20 protein-coding genes are annotated in these 18,815 nt (G+C 68.0%); 10 read left to right on the top strand and 10 right to left on the bottom strand.

What is annotated here, in order from left to right; genetic code table 11:
• Positions 1 to 48: 48 nt before the first annotated feature.
• From J8I33_RS12145 to J8I33_RS12130, 4 genes are read right to left on the bottom strand one after another with little or no spacing between them, the layout of a single operon-like run.
• Complete coding sequence (locus J8I33_RS12145; RefSeq protein WP_209924302.1) at positions 49 to 1,089, bottom strand: zinc-dependent alcohol dehydrogenase family protein; 1,041 nt, start codon at positions 1,087 to 1,089, stop codon at positions 49 to 51.
• A 14-nt stretch (positions 1,090 to 1,103) separates the two neighbouring features.
• The gene (locus J8I33_RS12140) at positions 1,104 to 2,924 is read right to left on the bottom strand and encodes an alpha/beta fold hydrolase (protein WP_209935911.1); all 1,821 of its coding nucleotides are present in this window, start codon (positions 2,922 to 2,924) and stop codon (positions 1,104 to 1,106) included.
• Positions 2,921 to 3,667 (bottom strand): beta-ketoacyl-ACP reductase, encoded by a 747-nt coding sequence (locus J8I33_RS12135; RefSeq protein WP_050016729.1) that lies wholly within the window; start codon positions 3,665 to 3,667, stop codon positions 2,921 to 2,923. Before J8I33_RS12135 ends, J8I33_RS12140 begins: the two co-directional genes overlap by 4 nt.
• Positions 3,657 to 4,193 carry a hypothetical protein gene (locus tag J8I33_RS12130; protein ID WP_050016727.1) on the bottom strand — a complete coding sequence of 179 codons (537 nt, stop codon included), beginning with the start codon at positions 4,191 to 4,193 and terminating at the stop codon, positions 3,657 to 3,659. The genes J8I33_RS12135 and J8I33_RS12130 overlap by 11 nt, the downstream gene beginning before the upstream one ends.
• Positions 4,194 to 4,381: 188 nt before the next feature.
• Between J8I33_RS12130 and J8I33_RS12125 the strand changes: the two genes are divergently transcribed.
• From J8I33_RS12125 to J8I33_RS12105, 5 genes are all read left to right on the top strand, one after another.
• The gene (locus J8I33_RS12125) at positions 4,382 to 5,221 is read left to right on the top strand and encodes a universal stress protein (protein ID WP_209935905.1); all 840 of its coding nucleotides are present in this window, start codon (positions 4,382 to 4,384) and stop codon (positions 5,219 to 5,221) included.
• A 146-nt stretch (positions 5,222 to 5,367) separates the two neighbouring features.
• Positions 5,368 to 5,871, top strand: a complete 504-nt coding sequence (locus J8I33_RS12120; protein WP_209935899.1) for a universal stress protein — start codon at positions 5,368 to 5,370, stop codon at positions 5,869 to 5,871.
• Positions 5,868 to 6,701, top strand: coding sequence for a universal stress protein (locus J8I33_RS12115; RefSeq protein ID WP_209935893.1), 834 nt, complete (start codon positions 5,868 to 5,870; stop codon positions 6,699 to 6,701). The genes J8I33_RS12120 and J8I33_RS12115 overlap by 4 nt, the downstream gene beginning before the upstream one ends.
• 349 nt (positions 6,702 to 7,050) lie before the next feature.
• Positions 7,051 to 7,698: a response regulator transcription factor gene (locus J8I33_RS12110; protein ID WP_089490178.1), complete on the top strand. Its 648-nt coding sequence runs from the start codon at positions 7,051 to 7,053 to the stop codon at positions 7,696 to 7,698.
• Between the two features lie 300 nt (positions 7,699 to 7,998).
• Positions 7,999 to 8,772: a helix-turn-helix domain-containing protein gene (locus J8I33_RS12105; RefSeq protein ID WP_124652432.1), complete on the top strand. Its 774-nt coding sequence runs from the start codon at positions 7,999 to 8,001 to the stop codon at positions 8,770 to 8,772.
• A 26-nt stretch (positions 8,773 to 8,798) separates the two neighbouring features.
• On the opposite strand, the gene J8I33_RS12100 is transcribed toward J8I33_RS12105, so the two are convergent.
• The gene (locus J8I33_RS12100) at positions 8,799 to 9,788 is read right to left on the bottom strand and encodes a zinc-dependent alcohol dehydrogenase family protein (protein WP_209936189.1); all 990 of its coding nucleotides are present in this window, start codon (positions 9,786 to 9,788) and stop codon (positions 8,799 to 8,801) included.
• 171 nt (positions 9,789 to 9,959) lie between these two features.
• Between J8I33_RS12100 and J8I33_RS12095 the strand changes: the two genes are divergently transcribed.
• The 5 genes from J8I33_RS12095 to J8I33_RS12075 all read left to right on the top strand — a co-directional run bounded on the left by J8I33_RS12095 (position 9,960) and on the right by J8I33_RS12075 (position 14,608).
• Positions 9,960 to 10,961, top strand: coding sequence for a nitroreductase family protein (locus tag J8I33_RS12095; RefSeq protein WP_209935887.1), 1,002 nt, complete (start codon positions 9,960 to 9,962; stop codon positions 10,959 to 10,961).
• 61 nt (positions 10,962 to 11,022) lie between these two features.
• Positions 11,023 to 11,358 carry a c-type cytochrome gene (locus J8I33_RS12090; RefSeq protein WP_050015257.1) on the top strand — a complete coding sequence of 112 codons (336 nt, stop codon included), beginning with the start codon at positions 11,023 to 11,025 and terminating at the stop codon, positions 11,356 to 11,358.
• Between the two features lie 22 nt (positions 11,359 to 11,380).
• On the top strand, positions 11,381 to 12,370 hold the full coding sequence (locus tag J8I33_RS12085) for a TIGR00730 family Rossman fold protein (RefSeq protein ID WP_209924296.1): 990 nt from the start codon (positions 11,381 to 11,383) through the stop codon (positions 12,368 to 12,370).
• 138 nt (positions 12,371 to 12,508) lie between these two features.
• Positions 12,509 to 12,733 carry a hypothetical protein gene (locus tag J8I33_RS12080; protein WP_050015261.1) on the top strand — a complete coding sequence of 75 codons (225 nt, stop codon included), beginning with the start codon at positions 12,509 to 12,511 and terminating at the stop codon, positions 12,731 to 12,733.
• A gap of 108 nt (positions 12,734 to 12,841) precedes the next feature.
• Positions 12,842 to 14,608 (top strand): SulP family inorganic anion transporter, encoded by a 1,767-nt coding sequence (locus J8I33_RS12075; protein ID WP_209935881.1) that lies wholly within the window; start codon positions 12,842 to 12,844, stop codon positions 14,606 to 14,608.
• A 73-nt stretch (positions 14,609 to 14,681) separates the two neighbouring features.
• On the opposite strand, the gene J8I33_RS12070 is transcribed toward J8I33_RS12075, so the two are convergent.
• The 5 genes from J8I33_RS12070 to J8I33_RS12050 all read right to left on the bottom strand — a co-directional run bounded on the left by J8I33_RS12070 (position 14,682) and on the right by J8I33_RS12050 (position 18,528).
• Positions 14,682 to 15,332 (bottom strand): BON domain-containing protein, encoded by a 651-nt coding sequence (locus J8I33_RS12070; RefSeq protein ID WP_209935876.1) that lies wholly within the window; start codon positions 15,330 to 15,332, stop codon positions 14,682 to 14,684.
• Positions 15,333 to 15,633: 301 nt separating this feature from the next.
• On the bottom strand, positions 15,634 to 15,909 hold the full coding sequence (locus J8I33_RS12065; protein ID WP_209935869.1) for a DUF1488 domain-containing protein: 276 nt from the start codon (positions 15,907 to 15,909) through the stop codon (positions 15,634 to 15,636).
• 51 nt (positions 15,910 to 15,960) lie between these two features.
• Positions 15,961 to 16,434, bottom strand: a complete 474-nt coding sequence (locus J8I33_RS12060; protein WP_124592699.1) for a universal stress protein — start codon at positions 16,432 to 16,434, stop codon at positions 15,961 to 15,963.
• A gap of 129 nt (positions 16,435 to 16,563) precedes the next feature.
• The gene (locus J8I33_RS12055) at positions 16,564 to 17,253 is read right to left on the bottom strand and encodes a hypothetical protein (RefSeq protein WP_245171890.1); all 690 of its coding nucleotides are present in this window, start codon (positions 17,251 to 17,253) and stop codon (positions 16,564 to 16,566) included.
• 36 nt (positions 17,254 to 17,289) lie between these two features.
• Complete coding sequence (locus tag J8I33_RS12050) at positions 17,290 to 18,528, bottom strand: SfnB family sulfur acquisition oxidoreductase (protein ID WP_209935863.1); 1,239 nt, start codon at positions 18,526 to 18,528, stop codon at positions 17,290 to 17,292.
• Positions 18,529 to 18,815: the final 287 nt, after the last annotated feature.

Below are 18,815 nucleotides of genomic sequence, written 5' to 3'. Positions count from 1 at the left end.
GAACCGGGCGACGTTGCGTACCGGCCTCCGTCACGCGCCACCGGCCCGTCAGCCGACTTCGATGATGACCTTCAGCGCATGGGTCTGCGCCGCGCGACCGAACGTGTCGTACGCACGCTCGACGTCGTCGAGCGAAAACCGGTGCGTGATCAGGCGTGTCGGATCGAGACGCCCGGCGCGCACGGTCTTCAGCAGCATCGGCGTGCTGACCGTGTCGACGAGCCGCGTCGTGATCGAGATGTTGCGATCCCACAGCTTCTCGAGGTGCAGGTCGGCCTTCACGCCATGCACGCCGACGTTCGCGACGACACCGCCCGGCGCCACGAGCGCCGTGCACATCTCGAACGTCGCCGGAATGCCGACCGCCTCGATCGCGCAATCGACGCCGATGCCGTCGGTCAGCTTCATCACTTCCGCGACCGGATCGCCGGTGCGGCCGTCGATGCTATCGGTCGCGCCGAAGTGCCGCGCGATCTCGAGCCGGTTGCTGTCCGGGTCGATCATGATGATCTGCGCGGGCGAGTAGAACTGCGCGGTCAGCAACGCGGCCAACCCGATCGGCCCCGCGCCGACGATCGCGACCGAGCACCCGGGCTGCACCTTGCCGTTCAATACCCCGCATTCGAACCCGGTCGGCAGGATATCGGACAGCATCACGAGCGCGTCCTCGTCGGCGCCGCCCGGAATCCGGTACAGGCTGGTCGCCGCATGCGGGATACGCACGTACTCGGCCTGCGTGCCGTCGATCCGGTTGCCGAGAATCCAGCCGCCGGTCGTGCAATGCGAATACAGGCCGCGGCGGCAGTATTCGCAGCGGCCGCACGACGAGATGCACGAAATGAGCACGCGATCGCCCGGCTTCAGCGAATCGACCGCGGCGCCGACCTGCTCGACGACGCCGACGCCCTCGTGGCCGAGAATGCGGCCCGGTTCGCAGGTCGGTACGTCGCCCTTGAGGATATGCAGATCGGTGCCGCAGATCGTCGTGCGCGTCACGCGGACGATCGCGTCGGTGGGCGACTGCAGTTCCGGCCTGGGCCGTTCCTCGAGCGCCTTGCGCCCCGGCCCGTGGTAGACGAGTGCTTTCATTGTGGTTTCTCCATTCATGTTTCGAGTACGTAGGCGCCGGGCGCCGCCGCGAAGCCGGCGGGCGGCGTACGGGCCGGCACGTCGCCCGACGAGCGCGCGTGCAACCAGTCGCGCCAGCCTGTCCACCACGATCCGTCGACCGCCGGCGTATCGCGCACGAAGTCGTGCGGGCTGCGGTAAGCCACGCCCGGTTCGCGCGTCGCGCACCGATAGTGGCGTCCCGGATGGCCCGGTTCGGACACGATGCCCGCGTTGTGCCCGCCCGACGTCAGCACGAAGGTCAGCGCATGGTGCGTGAGCAGATGGAGCTTGTAGACGGACCGCCAGGGCGACACGTGATCGCGCTCGGTGCCGACCACGAACGTCGGCACGTCGATATCCGACAGCGCGACAGGCCGCTCGTCGACGCAGTAGCGGCCGGCCGCCAGATCGTTGTCGAGAAAAAGCCGCGTCAGGTATTCCGAATGCATGCGGTACGGCATGCGCGTGGTATCCGCATTCCACGACATCAGGTCGTTGGGCTTCGTGCGCGTGCCGAGCAGGTATTCGCTCATCATCCGCGACCAGATCAGGTCGCGCGCGTTCAGCAGTTCGAACGCGGCGGACATTTGCGCACCGTCCAGGTAGCCTTGCCGCCACATCAGCGCGTCGAGCGCGGACAGCTCGCTCGCATCGATGAACAGGCCGAGTTCGCCGGGTTCGCTGAAATCGGTCTGGGCCGCGAGCAACGTGACCGAGCGCAGCGCGTCGTACTGCTTGCCGTCGCGCGCCAGCGCCGCCGCGGCGATCGCCAGCAGCGTGCCGCCCAGACAATAGCCGACCGCGTGGACCGCTTCGCCGCCGATCGACCGCGCGGCGTCGAGCGCCGCGATGCAGCCGTCGCGCAGATAGTCGTCGAGCCCGAGGTCGCGCGATTCCGCGCCGGGGTTGCGCCACGACACGGCGAACACCGTATAGCCCGCGTCGACCAGGAAGCGGATCAGCGAATTGTGCGGCTGCAGATCGAGGATGTAGTACTTCATGATCCACGACGGCACGATCAGGATCGGCTCGCGCGCCACGCGGGCCGTCGTCGGCGCGTATTGCAGCAGCTCGCACAACGCGTTGCGCCAGACGACGCGACCCGGCGTGATCGCCACGTCGCGACCCGGCAGATACGCGCGCGCATCGTGGGCCTGCGTGCCGCTCGCACGCTCGACGAACGCGTTCGCGTCGTCCAGCCAATGCCGCAAGCCCGCCGCGAGGTTCGCGCCGCCGCTGCGCATCGTCGCGTCGAACACGACCGGATTGGTCGCCAGGAAATTGCCCGGCGAACAGGCGTCGAGCCACTGGCGGGCGGCGAATCCGACCAGTTCCTCATGATGGCGTTCGACGCCCGGCACACCGCGGGTCGCGTCGTGCCACCAGCGCTGGATCGACAGGAAGCCGTCTCGATACGCGCGAAACGGCCAGCCGCCCCATGCGGGCGCGGCGAAGCGCGGATCGGCGCCCCCGGCGTGCACGGCCAGGCCGCTCGACTCCGCATCGTCGGCCTCGCCGTCGCGCCCGCTTGCCGTCGGCGCCACGGCGCCCAGCCACGCCTGTGCGGCGAGCTCGAAGCCTTTGCCCGGCGCCACCGCCAGATGCGCGCCCCAGTCGAGCATCGCCAGCGCCAGCGACACCGGCGACAGCCCGAACGTCAGCGCGGCCACGTTCGCGTGCGCGGCACGGTTCCACTGTTCGGCAGCGCTCATCGGGGAAGGCGCGCATCGCGTCGCCGCCGGCGCATGCCCGTCGTCGCCCGGCGTCGGCAGCGATGCCGGCGCGAGCGCCGCGCGCAGCACGGACGCGTTCATCGCAGGTACATTCCGCCGTTGACGTCGAATTCCGCGCCGGTGGCGAACGCACCGGCGTCGGAGCACAGGAGCGCGACGAACGCGGCGATCTCGTCGGGGTCGCCGAGCCGCCCGGCCGGAATCTGCGGCAGGATCTTCGCGTCGAGCACCGCCTTCGGCACCGACTCGAGCATCGCGGTCGCCAGATAGCCGGGCGACACCGTGTTGACCGTCACGCCATGCCGCGCGAGTTCGAGCGCGAGCGTTTTCGTGAAGCCGTGGATGCCGGCCTTCGCGGCCGCGTAGTTGGCTTGCCCGTACGCGCCTCTCGAACCGTTGACGGAGCCGATGTTCACGATCCGCCCGAAACCGGCGTCGATCATGCCCGGCACGAACGGCTTCGTCATGTTGAACATGCTGTCGAGATTAGTGCGCAGCACCGCGTCCCACATGCTCTTCGTCATCTTCACGAAGGTGGCGTCGTGCGTGATGCCGGCGTTGTTCACGAGCACGTCGACGCGCCCGAATTCGGCGAGCACGCGTGCCGCGCAGTGCTGGCACGAATCGTAGTCGGCCACGTCCACTTCGAACGCATGAAACGTGCGGCCCGCGTCGCGCTCGTGCGCGAGCCACGTCGCGACGTGGTCGTTGTGTTCCGTGTACGACACCGCCACCGTCATGCCGGCGTCGTGCAGGCGACGGCCGATCGCGGCGCCGAGCCCGCCCATCCCGCCGGTGACGAACGCGACGCGCTTAGCGGACATGATCGTGCTCCCGTTCGCCTGCGATGCCGTTCAGGCGGCGCGCCGCAAGCGCCCCGTTCGTCGCGCCGCCCGCTTCCTCGATCCCGCGCTCCAGCGCGGCCATCCAGTCGGCCCACGGCATGCTGGCTTCGTTGACCACCGCGAGTCGCTCGAGGTCAGGCAACCAGTCGGTCTGATAACGCGTCAGCGCGCCCGAGCCGTATTCGCGCAACCAGGTACGCCACGCACTGGCATGCTCGAATTGCGCACGCATGCACAGCTCGGCGGCGTCCTGCCAGATCTCGACGCTCGCGATCGCGTAGTCGCTCGTCACCTGCCGGCCGGCCTCGGCGAAGGCCGTCCACTCGTTCGTTTCCGCCAGCGCCTGCTGCAGGCGCCGCACCGCGGTGCGGTCGCGCTCGATGCGCCGCCCTGCCAGCGCATGCCATTCGTGTTGCCAGTCGCGGTTCAGCGCGACCATGCGCAACGCGAGATCGCAGCTCGCGCGCCAAGCGCCGTTCGGTGTCGTCAAAGCATCGCTACTCATCGGCTTCCCCTTTCGATCGGATCAATGGGTTCGCATCCGCGTCGCGCCGCCTGCCCGGCCTCGGCGTCTCGACCGCTTCACTGTGCGGGTATCGCGCACGGCCCCCGTTGATCTGAGTCAAGCGCGTGGAAACCCTGCTTCGTAGACTGGATTGCACTGGCGGATCACCCGTCGATGGAGCGATTCCGATGAGCTACAAAAGCATGGTCGTGCACCTCGATACGAGCGCCCGCGCGCATTCGCGTCTCGAGTTCGCGTTGCGTCTCGCCCGGCGCTTCGGTGCGCATCTCACCGGGCTGTTCGCGATCTACACGCCCGAGCCGCATTCGTTCTACGTGATGGCCGGTTCCGCCGACTATTTCCGCGCGCACCGCGAACGGCGCGACGAACGGATGGCCGCGCTGGAGCGTCTGTTCCATGCGGAAACGGCGCGCGCCAAGGTGCCGGCAACCTGGATTCGCACCGACGAGCGCGCGAACGTGGCCGTCCCGCGCGCCGCCCGTCTCGCCGATCTGGTGATTGCCGGCCAGAGCGACCCGAACGATCCCGAGACCTATATCGACGACCAGTTTCCGGAAAATCTCGTGTTGACCGCCGGCCGCCCGGTGCTGTTCTGGCCGTACACCGGAGAATTCCCGTCGGTCGGCGAACGGGTCTTCGTCGCATGGGACGGCAGCCGCGAAGCGTCCCGCGCCGCGCACGACGCGCTGCCCTTTCTCGAACACGCGAAACGCACGACGGTCGTCGCCGTGGTCGACGGCAAGTCGGAGGCCGCGGCCACGCGGATTCCGGCCGCCGATGCCGCGCTGATGCTGGCGCGCCATGCGCACGACGTGAACGTGCTCGACATCGACGCCGGCGCCGGCTCGTCCGTCGGCGACACGCTGCTGTCGCGCACGTATGACACGGGTTCCGACCTGCTCGTCATGGGCGCGTACGGCCATCCGCGCTGGCGCGAGCTGTTGATGGGCGGGGCCACGCGCACGGTGCTCGCGTCGATGACGCTGCCGGTGCTGATGTCGCACTGAGCCGCCCGACGCGCATCGACCAACGACGCGTGAATCGCACCGCGGCGGGCGGGCTGCGCGGCAACCGGGACGCTTGATCCAGATCAGCGCCATCGGCGTGCACGCGCCGATGATGGTTTCATCCACATCCGTTCAAGGGAAATGCCATGTACTCGAACATTCTGGTGGCACTCGACGGCAGCGACACGTCGTCCCGTGCACTCGACGCCGCGCTGGCGCTCGCGGCGGAAACGGGTGCGCGGCTGACACCCGTCTACGTCGTCGATTTCCTGGCGCCGGCCTACGACATGGTCGGATACGATCCGTCGATCCTGGTCGATTCGTTCCGTGAAGAAGGATTGCGCGTGACCGAGGACGCCGCGCGACGCATGAAGGCGCGCGACGTGGCCGGCACGCCGCAGATCTCCAACGTCGCGCCGGCAGGCGAAGACATCCCGCAACGGATCGTCGGCGTCGCGGGCGAGATCGACGCCGATCTGATCGTGATGGGCACGCATGGCCGGCGCGGCTTTCGGCGCCTGTTCCTCGGCAGCGTGGCCGAACGCGTGCTGCGCCTGGCCAGATGCCCGGTCCTGATGATTCCGGCGAGCTGCGCAGCGAAGGCATCCGCCGACGTCACGGCCGCTTCCACCGAAAAGGAACCGTCATGAGCTACAAGACCCTGCTTGTTCATCTCGACGACAGCGATCGCTGCGCGACGCGCGTCGACCTCGCGCTCCAGCTCGCGGGACGCTGGAACGCGCATTTGATCGGCCTCTACCTGGTCTGCCAGGATCTCTTCGAACCGTTGCGCCGCCCCGACGAACCGCTGAAGCTGGCCGTCTACGAGCGCCTGTGCGACCAGCGGCGCAAGGACGCGGAAGAACGCTTCCTGACGGCCGCCGAACGCGCCGGACGCAGCGTCGAATGGCAGGCGCCGGCCGGCAATGCGATCGATGCCGCGATCCTGCACGCCCGTCACGCCGATCTGCTGGTGCTCGGCCAGGAGGATCCCGACGACCGCATGACCTACGTGGCGCGCCATTTCGTCGAGGATGTCGTGATCGGCAGCGGCCGTCCGGCGATCGTCGTGCCGTATGCCGGCGACGTGCGCACGTTCGGCGAGAACGTGCTGATCGGCTGGGACGGCGGGCGCGAGGCCGCGCGCGCGATGGCCGACGCGCTGCCGCTGCTCGCCCGCGCACGCTTCGTCAACGTCGAGACGGTCGTCCGCGGGCAACCCGATCCGGACCGGACGCCGGCCGGCGTCGACGTCGCCGCGTATCTCGAACGACACGGCGTTCGCGCGTCGTTCTCGACGACGCCGCGCGAGCGGTCGGTCGGCGTGGGCGGGACGCTGCTGAACCGGGTGACCGACGTGCATGCGGACCTGCTCGTCATGGGCCTGTACAGCCATACCCGCGCCCACGAGCGCGTGCTGGGCGGCGCGACGCGCACGATCCTCGAGACGATGACGGTGCCGGTGCTGCTGTCTCACTGAACCGGCGAGGTTCGGGCTGCCTGGTTACGGCTGCCCGCCTCGTCACGAGACGGCCGCATCAGCGTTCTGCGCGCAGGCCCGACGCATATCGTCCGGCCGACGCCAGTCAAGCCTGCGATGCAGCACGCGTACGCATCCGGCCCGATTGGCGAATACCGGCGAAACGCGCACAATTGCGGCGCATCGGAGACGCTTTTGATGCGACCCTTTGAAGAGACATCGTCCGTTCATCGACGGCGGTCATCATGTCCACCGTTCAGAATCGGGCGATTGCAACATTCCGGTCGGAGCCGGATCGACGAACGCCGGCGGGCGCCTGCCCCGCGCGAGCCGGCAAAGGATGCACGCCATGATCCGGGTACTCATTGCTGACGATCACACGCTCGTCAGGGACGGCCTGCGGCACATCCTGCAGAACGCCCACGATTTCGTCGTGGCGGGAGAAGCCAGCGACAGTGCATCGACGATCGCGCTGACGCGCGGCACCGAGGCCGAGGTGCTGGTGCTCGACCTGTCGATGCCCGGCCGCAACGGCATCGAACTCATCAAGCAGATCAAGGACGAGAAACCGGCCCTGCACATCCTGGTGTTGACGATGCACGCCGAGCAGCAATATGCGGTGCGCGCGTTCCGCGCCGGCGCATCGGGCTACATGACCAAGGAAAGCGCGAGCGCGGAGCTGGTGGCCGCGCTGACGAAAATTGCCGGCGGCGGCGTGTATGTCAGCCTGTCGATGGCGGAGCAATTCGCGCAAAGCCTCAACGAGCCGACCGACCTGTTGCCGCATCAACGCTTGTCCGACCGCGAGTTCGACGTGTTCCGGCGCGTGACGTCCGGCGAGTCCATTTCCGAGATCGCGCAGGCGTTGTGCGTCAGCGTCAAGACCGTGAGCACCTACAAGACGCGAATCCTCGAGAAGATGCAGATGGCCAACGATACGGCGCTCGTCCGGTACGCGATGCGCCACCGGCTGTTCGACGACCCGGACGAACTCTGACCGCGACAACCTGCCGCACCCTTGTAGGAATCGTCCTACAAACCTTCCCTAACACCTACCGCATCTTCAATTTCCGCTGATTTCAATCAAGCGTCCGGCTGTCCATACTCCGATCAAGAACAACACACCGGCGTGCCTTCCGGAGCTGCCCGGCCTTGCCGTCCCGTCGCGACGGCTGCCGGCCCGCCGATCCGATGGGCGCCGATTCGACCAACCAGGCGGCGACGTTCGTGTCCGCCTGTATGACGGCCAGCGCAACCGCGACGATGCGACCCGCTGCCGCCCCAACCGGAGCAGATCATGCAGAGCCATGCCGACATCCCGACGACGGCGCCGTCGCGCCCGTTCATTCCGCTGCATCCCGTCACGCGGACGGACCAGCCGAAGCGCACGTCGTCGCGCTGCTCGTCCTGCACGTTGCGCACCGTTTGCATGCCGCGGGAAATGACGCCCGACGAGTTCGCCCGGGTGGACGCGATGATCTGCACGACGCGCCACGTCAAACGCGGTGAAACGCTGTTTCGCGCGGACGACACGTTCCACAGCATCTATGCGGTCAGAACCGGGTCGTTCAAGACCGTGATGATGCATCGCGACGGCAACGAGCAGATCACCGGCTTCCAGATCGTCGGCGAATCGCTCGGGCTGGACGGCGTGCACACCGGGCGGCACAACGGCGACGCGATCGCGCTCGAGGACAGCACGGTCTGCATCATCCCGTTCGGCCAGCTCGAGCAGATGTGTCGCGAAGTGCGGCCGATGCAGCATCATGTCTATCAGATGATGAGCGGCGAAATCGTCCGCGAATCCGCGCAGATGGTGCTGCTCGGCACGATGACCGCCGAGCAGCGCGTGGCCGCCTTCCTGCTGAACCTTTCCACCCGCTTCAAGGCGCGCGGTTACTCGGCCGCCGAATTCGTGCTGCGGATGACGCGCGACGAGATCGGCGAATATCTCGGGATGAAGCTCGAAACGGTCAGCCGGATGCTGTCGAAGTTCCAACGCAACGGGCTCGTCGCCGCGCAAGGCAAGCAGATCCGCATCGTGGATCCGGAAGGCCTCGGGCGCATCTGAGCAGAACGCGCGGATACCGGGCGGGATCAATCGCGCATGCCGAGCACGGCGGCGCCGGAGACGCGCCCGCTGCGCAGATCGTCGAGTGCGCGATTCGCATCGGTCAGCGCGTAGCGCACGGCTTCGACCCGCAGCGGCATCGCGGCGGCGATCCGCATGAATTCGGCCGCATCCGCACGCGTCAGGTTGGCGACCGACGCGATCCGGCGCTCGCCCCACAGCCACGCGTACGGAAAGCTCGGGATATCGCTCATGTGAATGCCGCCGCATACGACGATCCCGCCTTTGCCCACGGCGCGCAGCGCGGCCGGCACCAGCGCGCCCGCCGGCGCGAAGATGAGCGCGGCGTCGAGCGTTTCCGGCGGCGTTTCGTCGCTGCCGCCGGCCCACGCGGCGCCGAGCGACAGCGCGAGCTGCTGTGCCGCGGTATCGCCGGGTTTCGTCAGCGCGAACACCTTGCGCCCCTCGAAACGCGCGACCTGCGCGACGAGATGAGCAGCTGCGCCGAAACCGTAGATGCCGATGCGACGCGCATCGCCGGCCATGCGCAAGGTTCGATAGCCGATCAGGCCGGCGCACAGCAGCGGCGCGGCCTCGAGATCTGAATAGCGTTGCGGCAGGTGCACGCAATACCGGTGGTCGGCGACCGCGCACTCGGCGTAGCCGCCGTCGATCGTATAGCCCGTGAAACCCGGGCTGTCGCACAGGTTCTCGCGGCCCGACGTGCAATACGCGCAATGCCCGCATGTCGAACCGAGCCAGGGAACCCCCACCCGGTCGCCGACGGAGAACCCCGTCACGCCATCGCCGAGCACGCGCACCGTTCCGACGATTTCGTGCCCCGGCACCAGCGGCAGCGTCGGGTGCGCGAGCTCGCCGTCGACGACGTGCAGATCGGTTCGACAGACACCGCATGCATGCACGTCGATCAACAACTGGCCCGGCGCCGGCCGCGGATCCGGCACGCGCGCCTCGCGCAAATGCGGTGTCGTGCCGTCAAACATCATCGCAAGCATGCTCGCCTCCCGGCCGATCGTCTTCGTGCTTCGCTGTCCAAGACTAACCCCGGCGCATCGCGCGTGCATGGCCCGGTGACGGGCGCTTGATGTGGGTCAACGGCTGCCGGACGGTTGCTGACACGATGAGATGGCATGACGTCGCCCGCGCGGCGTGCCAGGAGATGATCAATGATGTCCGTTCCCCCGCTTGCCGCAAGCGCCCATGTCGACGATCAATTGAAGTCGCTGTTGGCGTACGCGGTGCTGGCCCCGTCCAGCCACAATTCCCAGCCGTGGCGGTTCATCGTCAACGGCGCCACGATCGCCGTCTGCGCGGACCGGGTCCGCGCATTGCCCGTGGTCGATCCGTTCGACCGCGAACTGATCATCAGTTGCGGCGCGGCATTGCTCAATCTGCGCGTCGCGCTCGATCACGCCGGCCTCGCCCACACGATCAGCACGTTTCCGTCCGAGGTCGACCCCGATCTCCTCGCGCTGGTCCGGGTCTGCGACGACGGCTATTCCGATCGGTCTCTCGGCGGGCTGTTCGACGCAATCCAGGCGCGCGTCACCACGCGCGCGCCGTTCGAATCCACCGCGGTGCCCGACGAGATTCAGCGCGAGCTGATCGCGGCCGGCGTCGCGGAAGGCGCCGAGGTCGCGTGCATCGACTCGATCGCGCATCGCGCACGGGTCGCCGAACTGGTTGCGCAGGCCGACCAGCAGCAGTTCGCGGATCCGCGCTTCCGGCGCGAACTGGCGAGCTGGATCGATCCGCGCCGGCGCGTCGACGGCATGCCGGCATTCGCGGCCGGCGTACCGACGCTGCTGGACTTCGCGGCGCCTGTCGTGACGATGGCGGTGCGGACGTTCGATCTCGGCAACGGGCTGGCCGCGCTCCATCACCAGCTCGTCGGCGCGTCGCCGTTGATCGTCTGCCTGTCGACCGTGCGCGAGGATCGCGAAGCGTGGCTGGCCGCGGGCCAGGCGCTGGAGCGAATCCTGCTCGTCGCGGCGCGCGCGGGCTATACGGCGTCGTACCTGAACCAGCCGATCGAGACGGCCGCGCTGCGTGCCGACCTCGGCCGGACGCTCGGGCTGCGCGGCGAGCCGCAGTTGCTGCTGCGAGTCGGCCGCGGCCCGCACACGCCGCATTCGCCCCGTCGCCCGCTCGGCGAAGTGATCTCGTGAGTGATCGCCTGAGCGCAACCGGCGGCGCGCTGCGCGCCTGCCGATCCGGACGAGAAAAACCATGAACATCACGCGTTGCTTCGCTTTCCTTCTGATCGCGGCCATTGCCGGCACGGCGGCCGCGCAAACGACCGTGCCCGAACCGACCGAGCTCGTCAACGCGCAGCACTGCATGTTCTGCCACACGCCCGACATGACGTTCCTCGGGCCGTCGTTCCACGATATCGCCACGCGCTACCGCGGCGATCCGCACGCGGCCGCCGAGCTGGAGCGCAAGTTGCGCGTCGGCGGCCCCACGCATTGGGGCGACACGCCGATGCCGTCCGCCATCGATCGCGGCGGGCCGCTCTCTGCCGACGACGCCCATCAGCTCGTCCAATGGGTGCTGAGTCAGTGACCGTGCCACTGCCTTCCCGCTCATGCCCACGATAGTCAAACGCGTTCCCGCCGGCACCGCGCGCGGCGGCGCGCACGGCAAGCGGATACGCGCCCGGCCCGAAGCGACCGCCGGCCTCGACGACATCCAGCGGCCGTCGCGTCGGGCGCGGCATCTCGCCGGCCATCCGAACTGCACGCCCGGCGACGCGGACACGACGTTGCTGCAACGCGCGACCATGCGCGGGATCCGGCTGCAACTCGACTACTGGAAAGCCGAGGCGCGTTTGCAACATGAGCGCATCGGCCATGCCGTCGTGATCTACGGCAGCACGCGCATCGTCGCCCCCGCTGTCGCGAACGCTCGGCTCGACGAAGCGAACCGCCTGCTCGCGCTGCGCCCGCGTGACCCGGGCCGGCGTCGGGCCGTCGCTCTCGCCAGCCGTCTTGTCGAGCACAGCGCGTACTACCGGGTCGCACGCGAATTCGGCCGTATCGTCGGCCATGCCGACCGGCGCACGCGTACCGCGCGCCTCGCGATCGTCACGGGCGGCGGCCCCGGCATCATGGAGGCCGCCAATCGCGGCGCCTATGAGCGCGGCGCGCCGAGCATCGGCTTCAATATCGAGCTGCCGCGCGAACAGGCGCCGAATCCGTACATCACGCCGGATCTGTGCTTCCGGTTCCACTACTTCGCGATTCGCAAGCTTCACCTGCTCGAGCGCGCCAAGGCCGCCGTGTTTTTCCCCGGCGGATACGGCACGTTCGACGAACTGTTCGAAGTACTGACGCTGCTGCAGACACGCAAGATCGCGCCGCTGCCGGTCGTCCTGGTCGGCGAAGCGTACTGGCGGCGCGCCGTCGATCTGGCGTTTCTCGCGGACGAAGGGATGATCGACCGCCGCGACCTCGAACTGTTCACCTACTGCGAATCGGCCGCCGACATCTGGCATGCGATCGGATCGTGGTACGCACGGTGCCGCGCCAGGCGGCCGGCCCGACGAAGCCCTTCGCCGAAGCCGTCCGCCGTGTAGGAATCCGCCGACGGCCGCCGCTCGATTCCTACTACAACTTCGGGACACGCCGATTGAATCGCGCATGCGCGCCGACGATACTGAAATCACGGATCACGGCTCCCGGCACACCGATCGCGGGCCATCAGGAGAGACGTCATGTCACACGCTACCCAGCTTGCCGATTCAGGCAATCCGTCCGGTCGGTCCGATGCAGCCGCGCTCGACACGCTGGCATTGGTCGCCCTCGCCCGCGACGCCGGCATGCTCGTGATCCTCGACGGCCAGATCGGACGGGAGCGGTACGAAAGCGTGACGGGATCGATCGCCACGCTGGCCCGTTTCGCGCAGGCGCTGCAACTTTCGGCGCTCAAGGCGGCATGAAGCCAGGCGCGGTCGTTTCCGTGCCGCGCGCTGCACCCATGCCGATGAACCTGCACCTGCCGGATCGATCAGTTCCTTTTTACCGGATATCCGCTGGATGAAGCGGCGATGAACCTGCCCCGTTCCGGACGCATCGCACGCATGTTCCCGGGTGTGGCGCTGCTCGCGAACTACCGGCGTGCATGGTTACCGCGCGATCTCTATGCGGGCATCGCGCTTTCCGCCGTGCTGGTTCCGGTCGGCATGAGCTACGCGCAGGCGGCCGGCCTGCCGGCCGTCACCGGGCTGTATGCGTCGATCGCGGCATTGCTCGCCTATGCGGTACTCGGCCCGAGCCGCATCCTCGTCCTGGGCCCCGATTCGGCATTGGCCGCGCTGATCGCCGGCGCGATCGCGCCGCTCGCCGGCCATGATCCGCAGCGGGCCATCGCGCTTGCCGGCGCATTGGCGCTGTTGGCCGGTACGATCTGCATCCTGCTCGGGACGCTCGGCCTCGGCTTCGTCACCGACCTGCTGTCGCGCCCGATCCAGTACGGGTATCTGAACGGCATTGCGATCACGCTCGCGATCGGCCGCCTGCCCGAGCTGTTCGGCATGACCGCATCGGGCGGCGACGTGTTCGCCAGCGTCCCGCACATCGTGCATGCCCTCGTCGACCGCCGGTTTTCACCCGCTGCCTGCCTGCTCGGTGTCGGTGTTCTGGCGGCCATTTTCCTGATGAAGCGCGTGATACCTCGCTGGCCCGGCGTATTGATCGCCGTGCTCGCGGCGACCCTGGCCGCACGCGTGTTGCCGTTGCACGGCATCGCGACGGTCGGCGCCTTGCCGGCCGGTGCGCCCACCCCGCACCTTCCGGCTGTCTCGCTCGCCGACCTGAGCGCGCTCGCGTCCGGTGCGATCGCCGTGGCGCTGGTGTCGTTCGCCGACATCAGCATGCTGTCGCGTGCGCTTTCCGTGCGTGCGGGCGACACGCCGGACCGCAACCAGGAACTGATCGCATTGGGCGCGGCGAATCTGCTGGCGGGCGTGACGCAGGGCTGCGCGGTCAGCAGCAGCGCGTCCCGCACGCCGGTGGCGATCGCCGCCGGCGCGCAGAGCCAGGTCGCCCATCTCGTCGCGGCCGCATGCATCGCGATACTGCTCATTGCCGCGCCGACGCTGCTGACGGTCGTCCCGCGCGCGGCGCTGGCCGGAGTCGTGATCTACGCGGCGTTCGGCATCGCCGACGTCCGCAGCGTCGTCCGGCTGTACCGGATGCGCCGCGGCGAATGCCTGATTTCGGTCCTGTGCCTTGCCGGCGTGATCGGCGTGGGTGTCGTTCCCGGCATCCTGCTCGCCAGCGCGCTGTCGCTGCTGTCGTTCGTGTGGCGTGCCTGGCACCCGTACGATGCCGTGCTTGGTCGGCTGTCAGGCGTGCGCGGCTATCACGACATCACACGCCATCCGGACGCCGTGCAAATCCCGGGCCTCGTGCTGTTCCGCTGGGACGCACCGCTCTTCTATGCGAACGTCGAGATCTTCTGCGAGCATCTGCACGCGGCAATCGCGCGCTCGGCATGCCCGGTCGCGCGTATCGTCGTCGCCGCGGAGCCCGTCACCGATATCGACGTCAGCGCGGCAGACCGGCTCGTCGCGCTGTGCGAAGAACTCCGCGAGCAACGCATCGCGCTGAACTTCGCGGAAATGAAGGGGCCTGTGAAGGATCGCCTGCGCGCCTACGGGCTGTTCGATGTGTTCGGCGCGGCCAGCTTCTTTCCGACCGTGACCGATGCCGTGGCGCATCACGTCCAGCGGAAAGGCGAGCACGCGGGCGCGGGCGAACACCGCATGCGCCCGGCGTCATCGCCGCCCGCGCGGAAAAGGAAGGGCGGCTAGACGCTTGAAGACGGGCGGCCGCCGCGCGTATCGCATCCGGCCGGGAGGAGCGGCCGGCTTCAGTCCGCCAGCCTTACTCGACGACCAGGTCGTCGACGACGGCGCGCACGCCACGCGCCGACCACGCCGCGCCGCGCACGGCCTTGCGCTCGGAGAACGAGCCGACCTTGCCGGACAACCGGACGGTGCCGTCGCGCACCTCGACCGCGATGTGTTTCGCCTCGCGCTCCGCGTGGCGCATGATCGCGCGCTTGATGTTGCCGCCGATGTCGGCCGAGCCGACCGTCCCCTGCACGACGATGTGGTCGGTCACGCCGGTCACGCTGCGCATCTGCGAGATCGCGCGCACGGCCAGATGGCTCTGGTATGCCCATTCGACCTTGCCGGACAGTGTGATCCAGCCGTGCTCGACCTGCACCTTGACCGCGTCGTCATGCAGACCGACCGTCCAGTGCAGCACCGAGCGCACGGCATTCGCGATGTCCTCGTCGGTACGGATGTCGTCGTTCGGCAGATGCACGGTCATGTCGACGACGAGCGCCTTGACGCCGGCCACGCGGTTCGCCGCGCGCTCGATCGCGAGTTTCTCCGCATAGCTCGGCGGGTGACCCGAAAGCGTCACGATCCGGTCGGAGACCTCGACACCGATTCGTGTCGCATCGATTGCCGGGTCGGATTCCAGTTCGTCCTGAACGTCCTGCTTCAACTGCTTGTCGGTTTTCATCGTCTGTACTCCCGAGAGCCGCGGCGCGCTTGTCCGCCATACACGACCAGATTTGCACACACGCGGCCGCCCGTTGCTGATGCAGGTCAACGGATGTGTTGCAGTCGCCGCCGGGTTCGCACTTCGTCGAATGGCGGGCACGCGGCCCGCGCTTTCGTCCCGCCAGCGCGGCGCCCCGATGCGGATCGGACTCGCGCGACATCGCGTGTCGCACAACGGACGAAGGACGAAGGACGCTTCAGAAATCGGCGTATCCGCTCGCACCGTCACGCGCTTGATACGCGTCGACGACCCGGCGCGATCACGTACAGAACCGGAAAAATCCGCTGTGAAGCAGGATCGGCTTGCCGTCCATCTCCTCGAGCAGGCAGCGCGCCGCGCGCTCGATCGCGGGGCGATGGCGTGCGAATGCATCGACGAGATCCTGTTCGCGCGACGATGCCGCCCGGAAGTGGTCTTCCAGCGCTTCCGCGGTGATCACGCAGCGCACGCGGCGGCCTTCGACCACGGCCGGAAAGGCCAGCGCCGGGTCCTGGCCGCAATACGTCGGCGGTTCGGAAAGAAAAGTTATCGGCATGACGATCCCTTGGGCAGATGGCGGGCCGCCCCGGATCCGGGCGCGGCGACCCTAGGCTGCCGCGACGGCAGCAGGCGCGGCATCGTCGCCGCGTACGAGCAGGACCGGGCAACGCGATCCGCGCAGAAAGCGTTCGGCCACGCTGCCGAGGAACAACCGACGGATGCCGCGCCGCCCGTGCGTGCCGACCACCGCGAGATCGATCGACCGGTCGACGACATAGCGTTGCAGCCGTTCGGCGATATCCTGGCCGGGTTCGGTCTCGACGATTTCGGTATCGCCGTTGACGGCCGCATGCGAGATGGCCCGTTCCGCGCTTCGCAGCACCGCCGCACCATCGCGCCGGACTTCGTCGAGCAGCGCATCCGGGTTCATGCGTCCGGCGTACGTGATCAGAAGCGATTGGTCGACGACGAAAACGGCGAACACGCGCGCGCCGCAGGACCGGGCAACCTTCAGGCCCTCTTCAAGCGCCTGACTCGACGAAGGACTGCCGTCCACGGCGACCATGATGTTCGTGTACATACCTACCTCGCTGGATGACTGGACGCGCCGGTGACGTTCGGCGTTGTTTCATCATCAGCGCTCGCCGGAAACCCGCGTTGACCGAAGTCAACGGTTCGAAGCGGTATGCGCCGGCGCGGACGGCGCCGATTAGCGAGGGTCGACCGGCAGCGCCGGCGTGTCCGGCGGGCGCTCGTACGCCGCGAAGCCCCGCTCGATTTCAAGAATCTTCGACACGCATGCATCGTATTGCCAGCCGGGGCCGCCATCGGTGCCGTACATGCCCTTGCACATCGCCTTGAGCCGAATCACCGCGCCGCCGTCGCCCGATGCCGTGCGCGACGCCCACAGATAGACTTCTCCGGCGAAATGCGGTTGCGCGGTTTCGATCCGGTCCTCACTGAATCGCGTGATACGGGTCGACGAACGTGCGTCGACGTAGCGCCGTGCGAGCTGCCATGCACGGTCGCATTCGGGTGCCGCCGAACAGTGCAGCGCTGCAGCCTCTCGTGCCGCCAGCAATTGCGTCTCGGTCGACCGGAACGCCGCCTCCTGGCTCATACCGGCGCAAGCGCCCAGCGCGAGCGCGGCCCCGATCGCCCACGTCGGATGTTTCATTGCCCATGCCTCATCACGCGGCGACTTGCGCGCGCCATCGGGCGCCGCGTCATGCGAGCGCCGGAGTCCACTGTATTGCCGGCGGCGCGAATGCGGTTGACCTGCGTCAATCGCCGTCGTGCGGTGCACATCGCGGACGTCGCCTTCGTCGCCACGAGAACATACTTTTGACGATCCGCTGGCTTGAGCGGCGCGGCGCAGCCCGTGGCATGGTCGCGTCACCGATCCTCGGCGCCCGCCTCGCTTGCCGCGGACTGTTCAATTCCACGCATGCCGCGCCGGGCGTGCGCCGTTCAGATAGTAGTTGCCGACGAGGTGATATTTCCAGCGCACCGGATCGTGCAACGTATGCGTGCGCGCATTGCGCCAATGCCGGTCGAGGTTGTGCTCGGCGAGCGTCGACTGCGTGCCGGCCAGCTCGAACAGCTTCTCGCCGGCGAGCAACGCGACCTCGGTCGTCAGCACCTTCGCTTCGCCGACCGCGACGGACGCCCGCGCGACGTCGTCTTCGGTCACATCACCCTTTGCCGCGATCTCGTCGAGCGTGCGCGCCGCGCGTTCGAGCAACGCGTCGGCCGCATGCAGCTGGATGTGCAGCCGGCCGATTTCGCGGATCGTCAGCGGATCGTCCACCGCCCGCTCGACGCCGCTGTCGACCCACGGCCGCGTGCGGGTCCGTACGAACGCGAGCGTATCGTCGATCGCCGCCTTCGCGATGCCCGAGTCGATCGCCGCCTGGATGATCTGCGACAGCGGGCCGTTGAGCGTCGGCACATCCGACACGCGCTGCGCGGGCAGCACGTGCGACGCGGGGATGCGCACCGCGTCGAGCACGACCGTGCCGCTCGCGGTCGTGCGCTGCCCGAATCCCGACCAGTCGTCGATCACGGTCAGCCCCGGCGTCGGTTGCGGCACGTACGCGAGCCAGGCCTGCTGCGCGTCGTCGAGCCCGAGCACCGGCACGTAGTGCGCGAACAGCGCGCCGGTCGAATAGAACTTCGTGCCGTCGATCACATAGTCGTCGCCGTCGCGCCGCACGCGCGTCTTCAGGTCGAGCACGTGCTTCGTGCCCTTCTCCGAGAATCCGTTGCCGAACCGCTTGCCGCTCAGCACTTCGGCGAAGAAATGACGCTTCTGCGCGTCGGTGCCGACGAGCGTGATCACGTCGATCAGCCCGAAGTGATTCTGCGGAAGCTGCCCGAGCGACGCATCGGCCGCGGCGACGATCTTGATCACCTCGGTGAGCGTCACGTGCGACACGCCTGCGCCGCCGTACGCCTTCGGCACCGTGATCGCCCACAGCCCCGACTGCGAGAACCATTCGATTTCCTCACGCGGCAGCCGGCGTTCTCGATCGCGCTCGGCGGCCCCTTGCGCGAGACGTTGCGCCAGCGCATGCGCGACCGCGATCGCTTCCGCATCATCCGCAATCACACGGGCCAGCTGTGGTTGTGCTTCGGCCGGCCGATCCTGAATCGTCGCGCTCGTGTCTGACATCGGGTTCTCCTGTCGAATGGCGAAAGCATTCAATCTAGCAGCGCCGCGCGGACCGGAAAACCGAGCGATTCTCGAAACGATATTCCTTTGGAGAACAAACGACGTCGCAATGGATGCAGGTGAATCGGCGCTTCGACGTCGCAATGGACGCGAGAACGTCGATACGTCCCCGCGCGGGTCTCGGTAATACGCAGCGACGATAACGATCCGAGAATCCGTTATTGGAACGCTCGCGTCGCGCTTCCTATACTGGGCTCCCGGCGCACACGGCCCCGCCCTTCGAGGAA

Source organism: Burkholderia sp. AcTa6-5, assembly GCF_017815075.1.
GTDB classification, from domain to species: Bacteria; Pseudomonadota; Gammaproteobacteria; order Burkholderiales; family Burkholderiaceae; genus Burkholderia; species Burkholderia sola.
The sequence above is the reverse complement of the archived record's forward strand: the minus strand, read 5'-3'. Positions and strand labels throughout refer to the sequence as shown.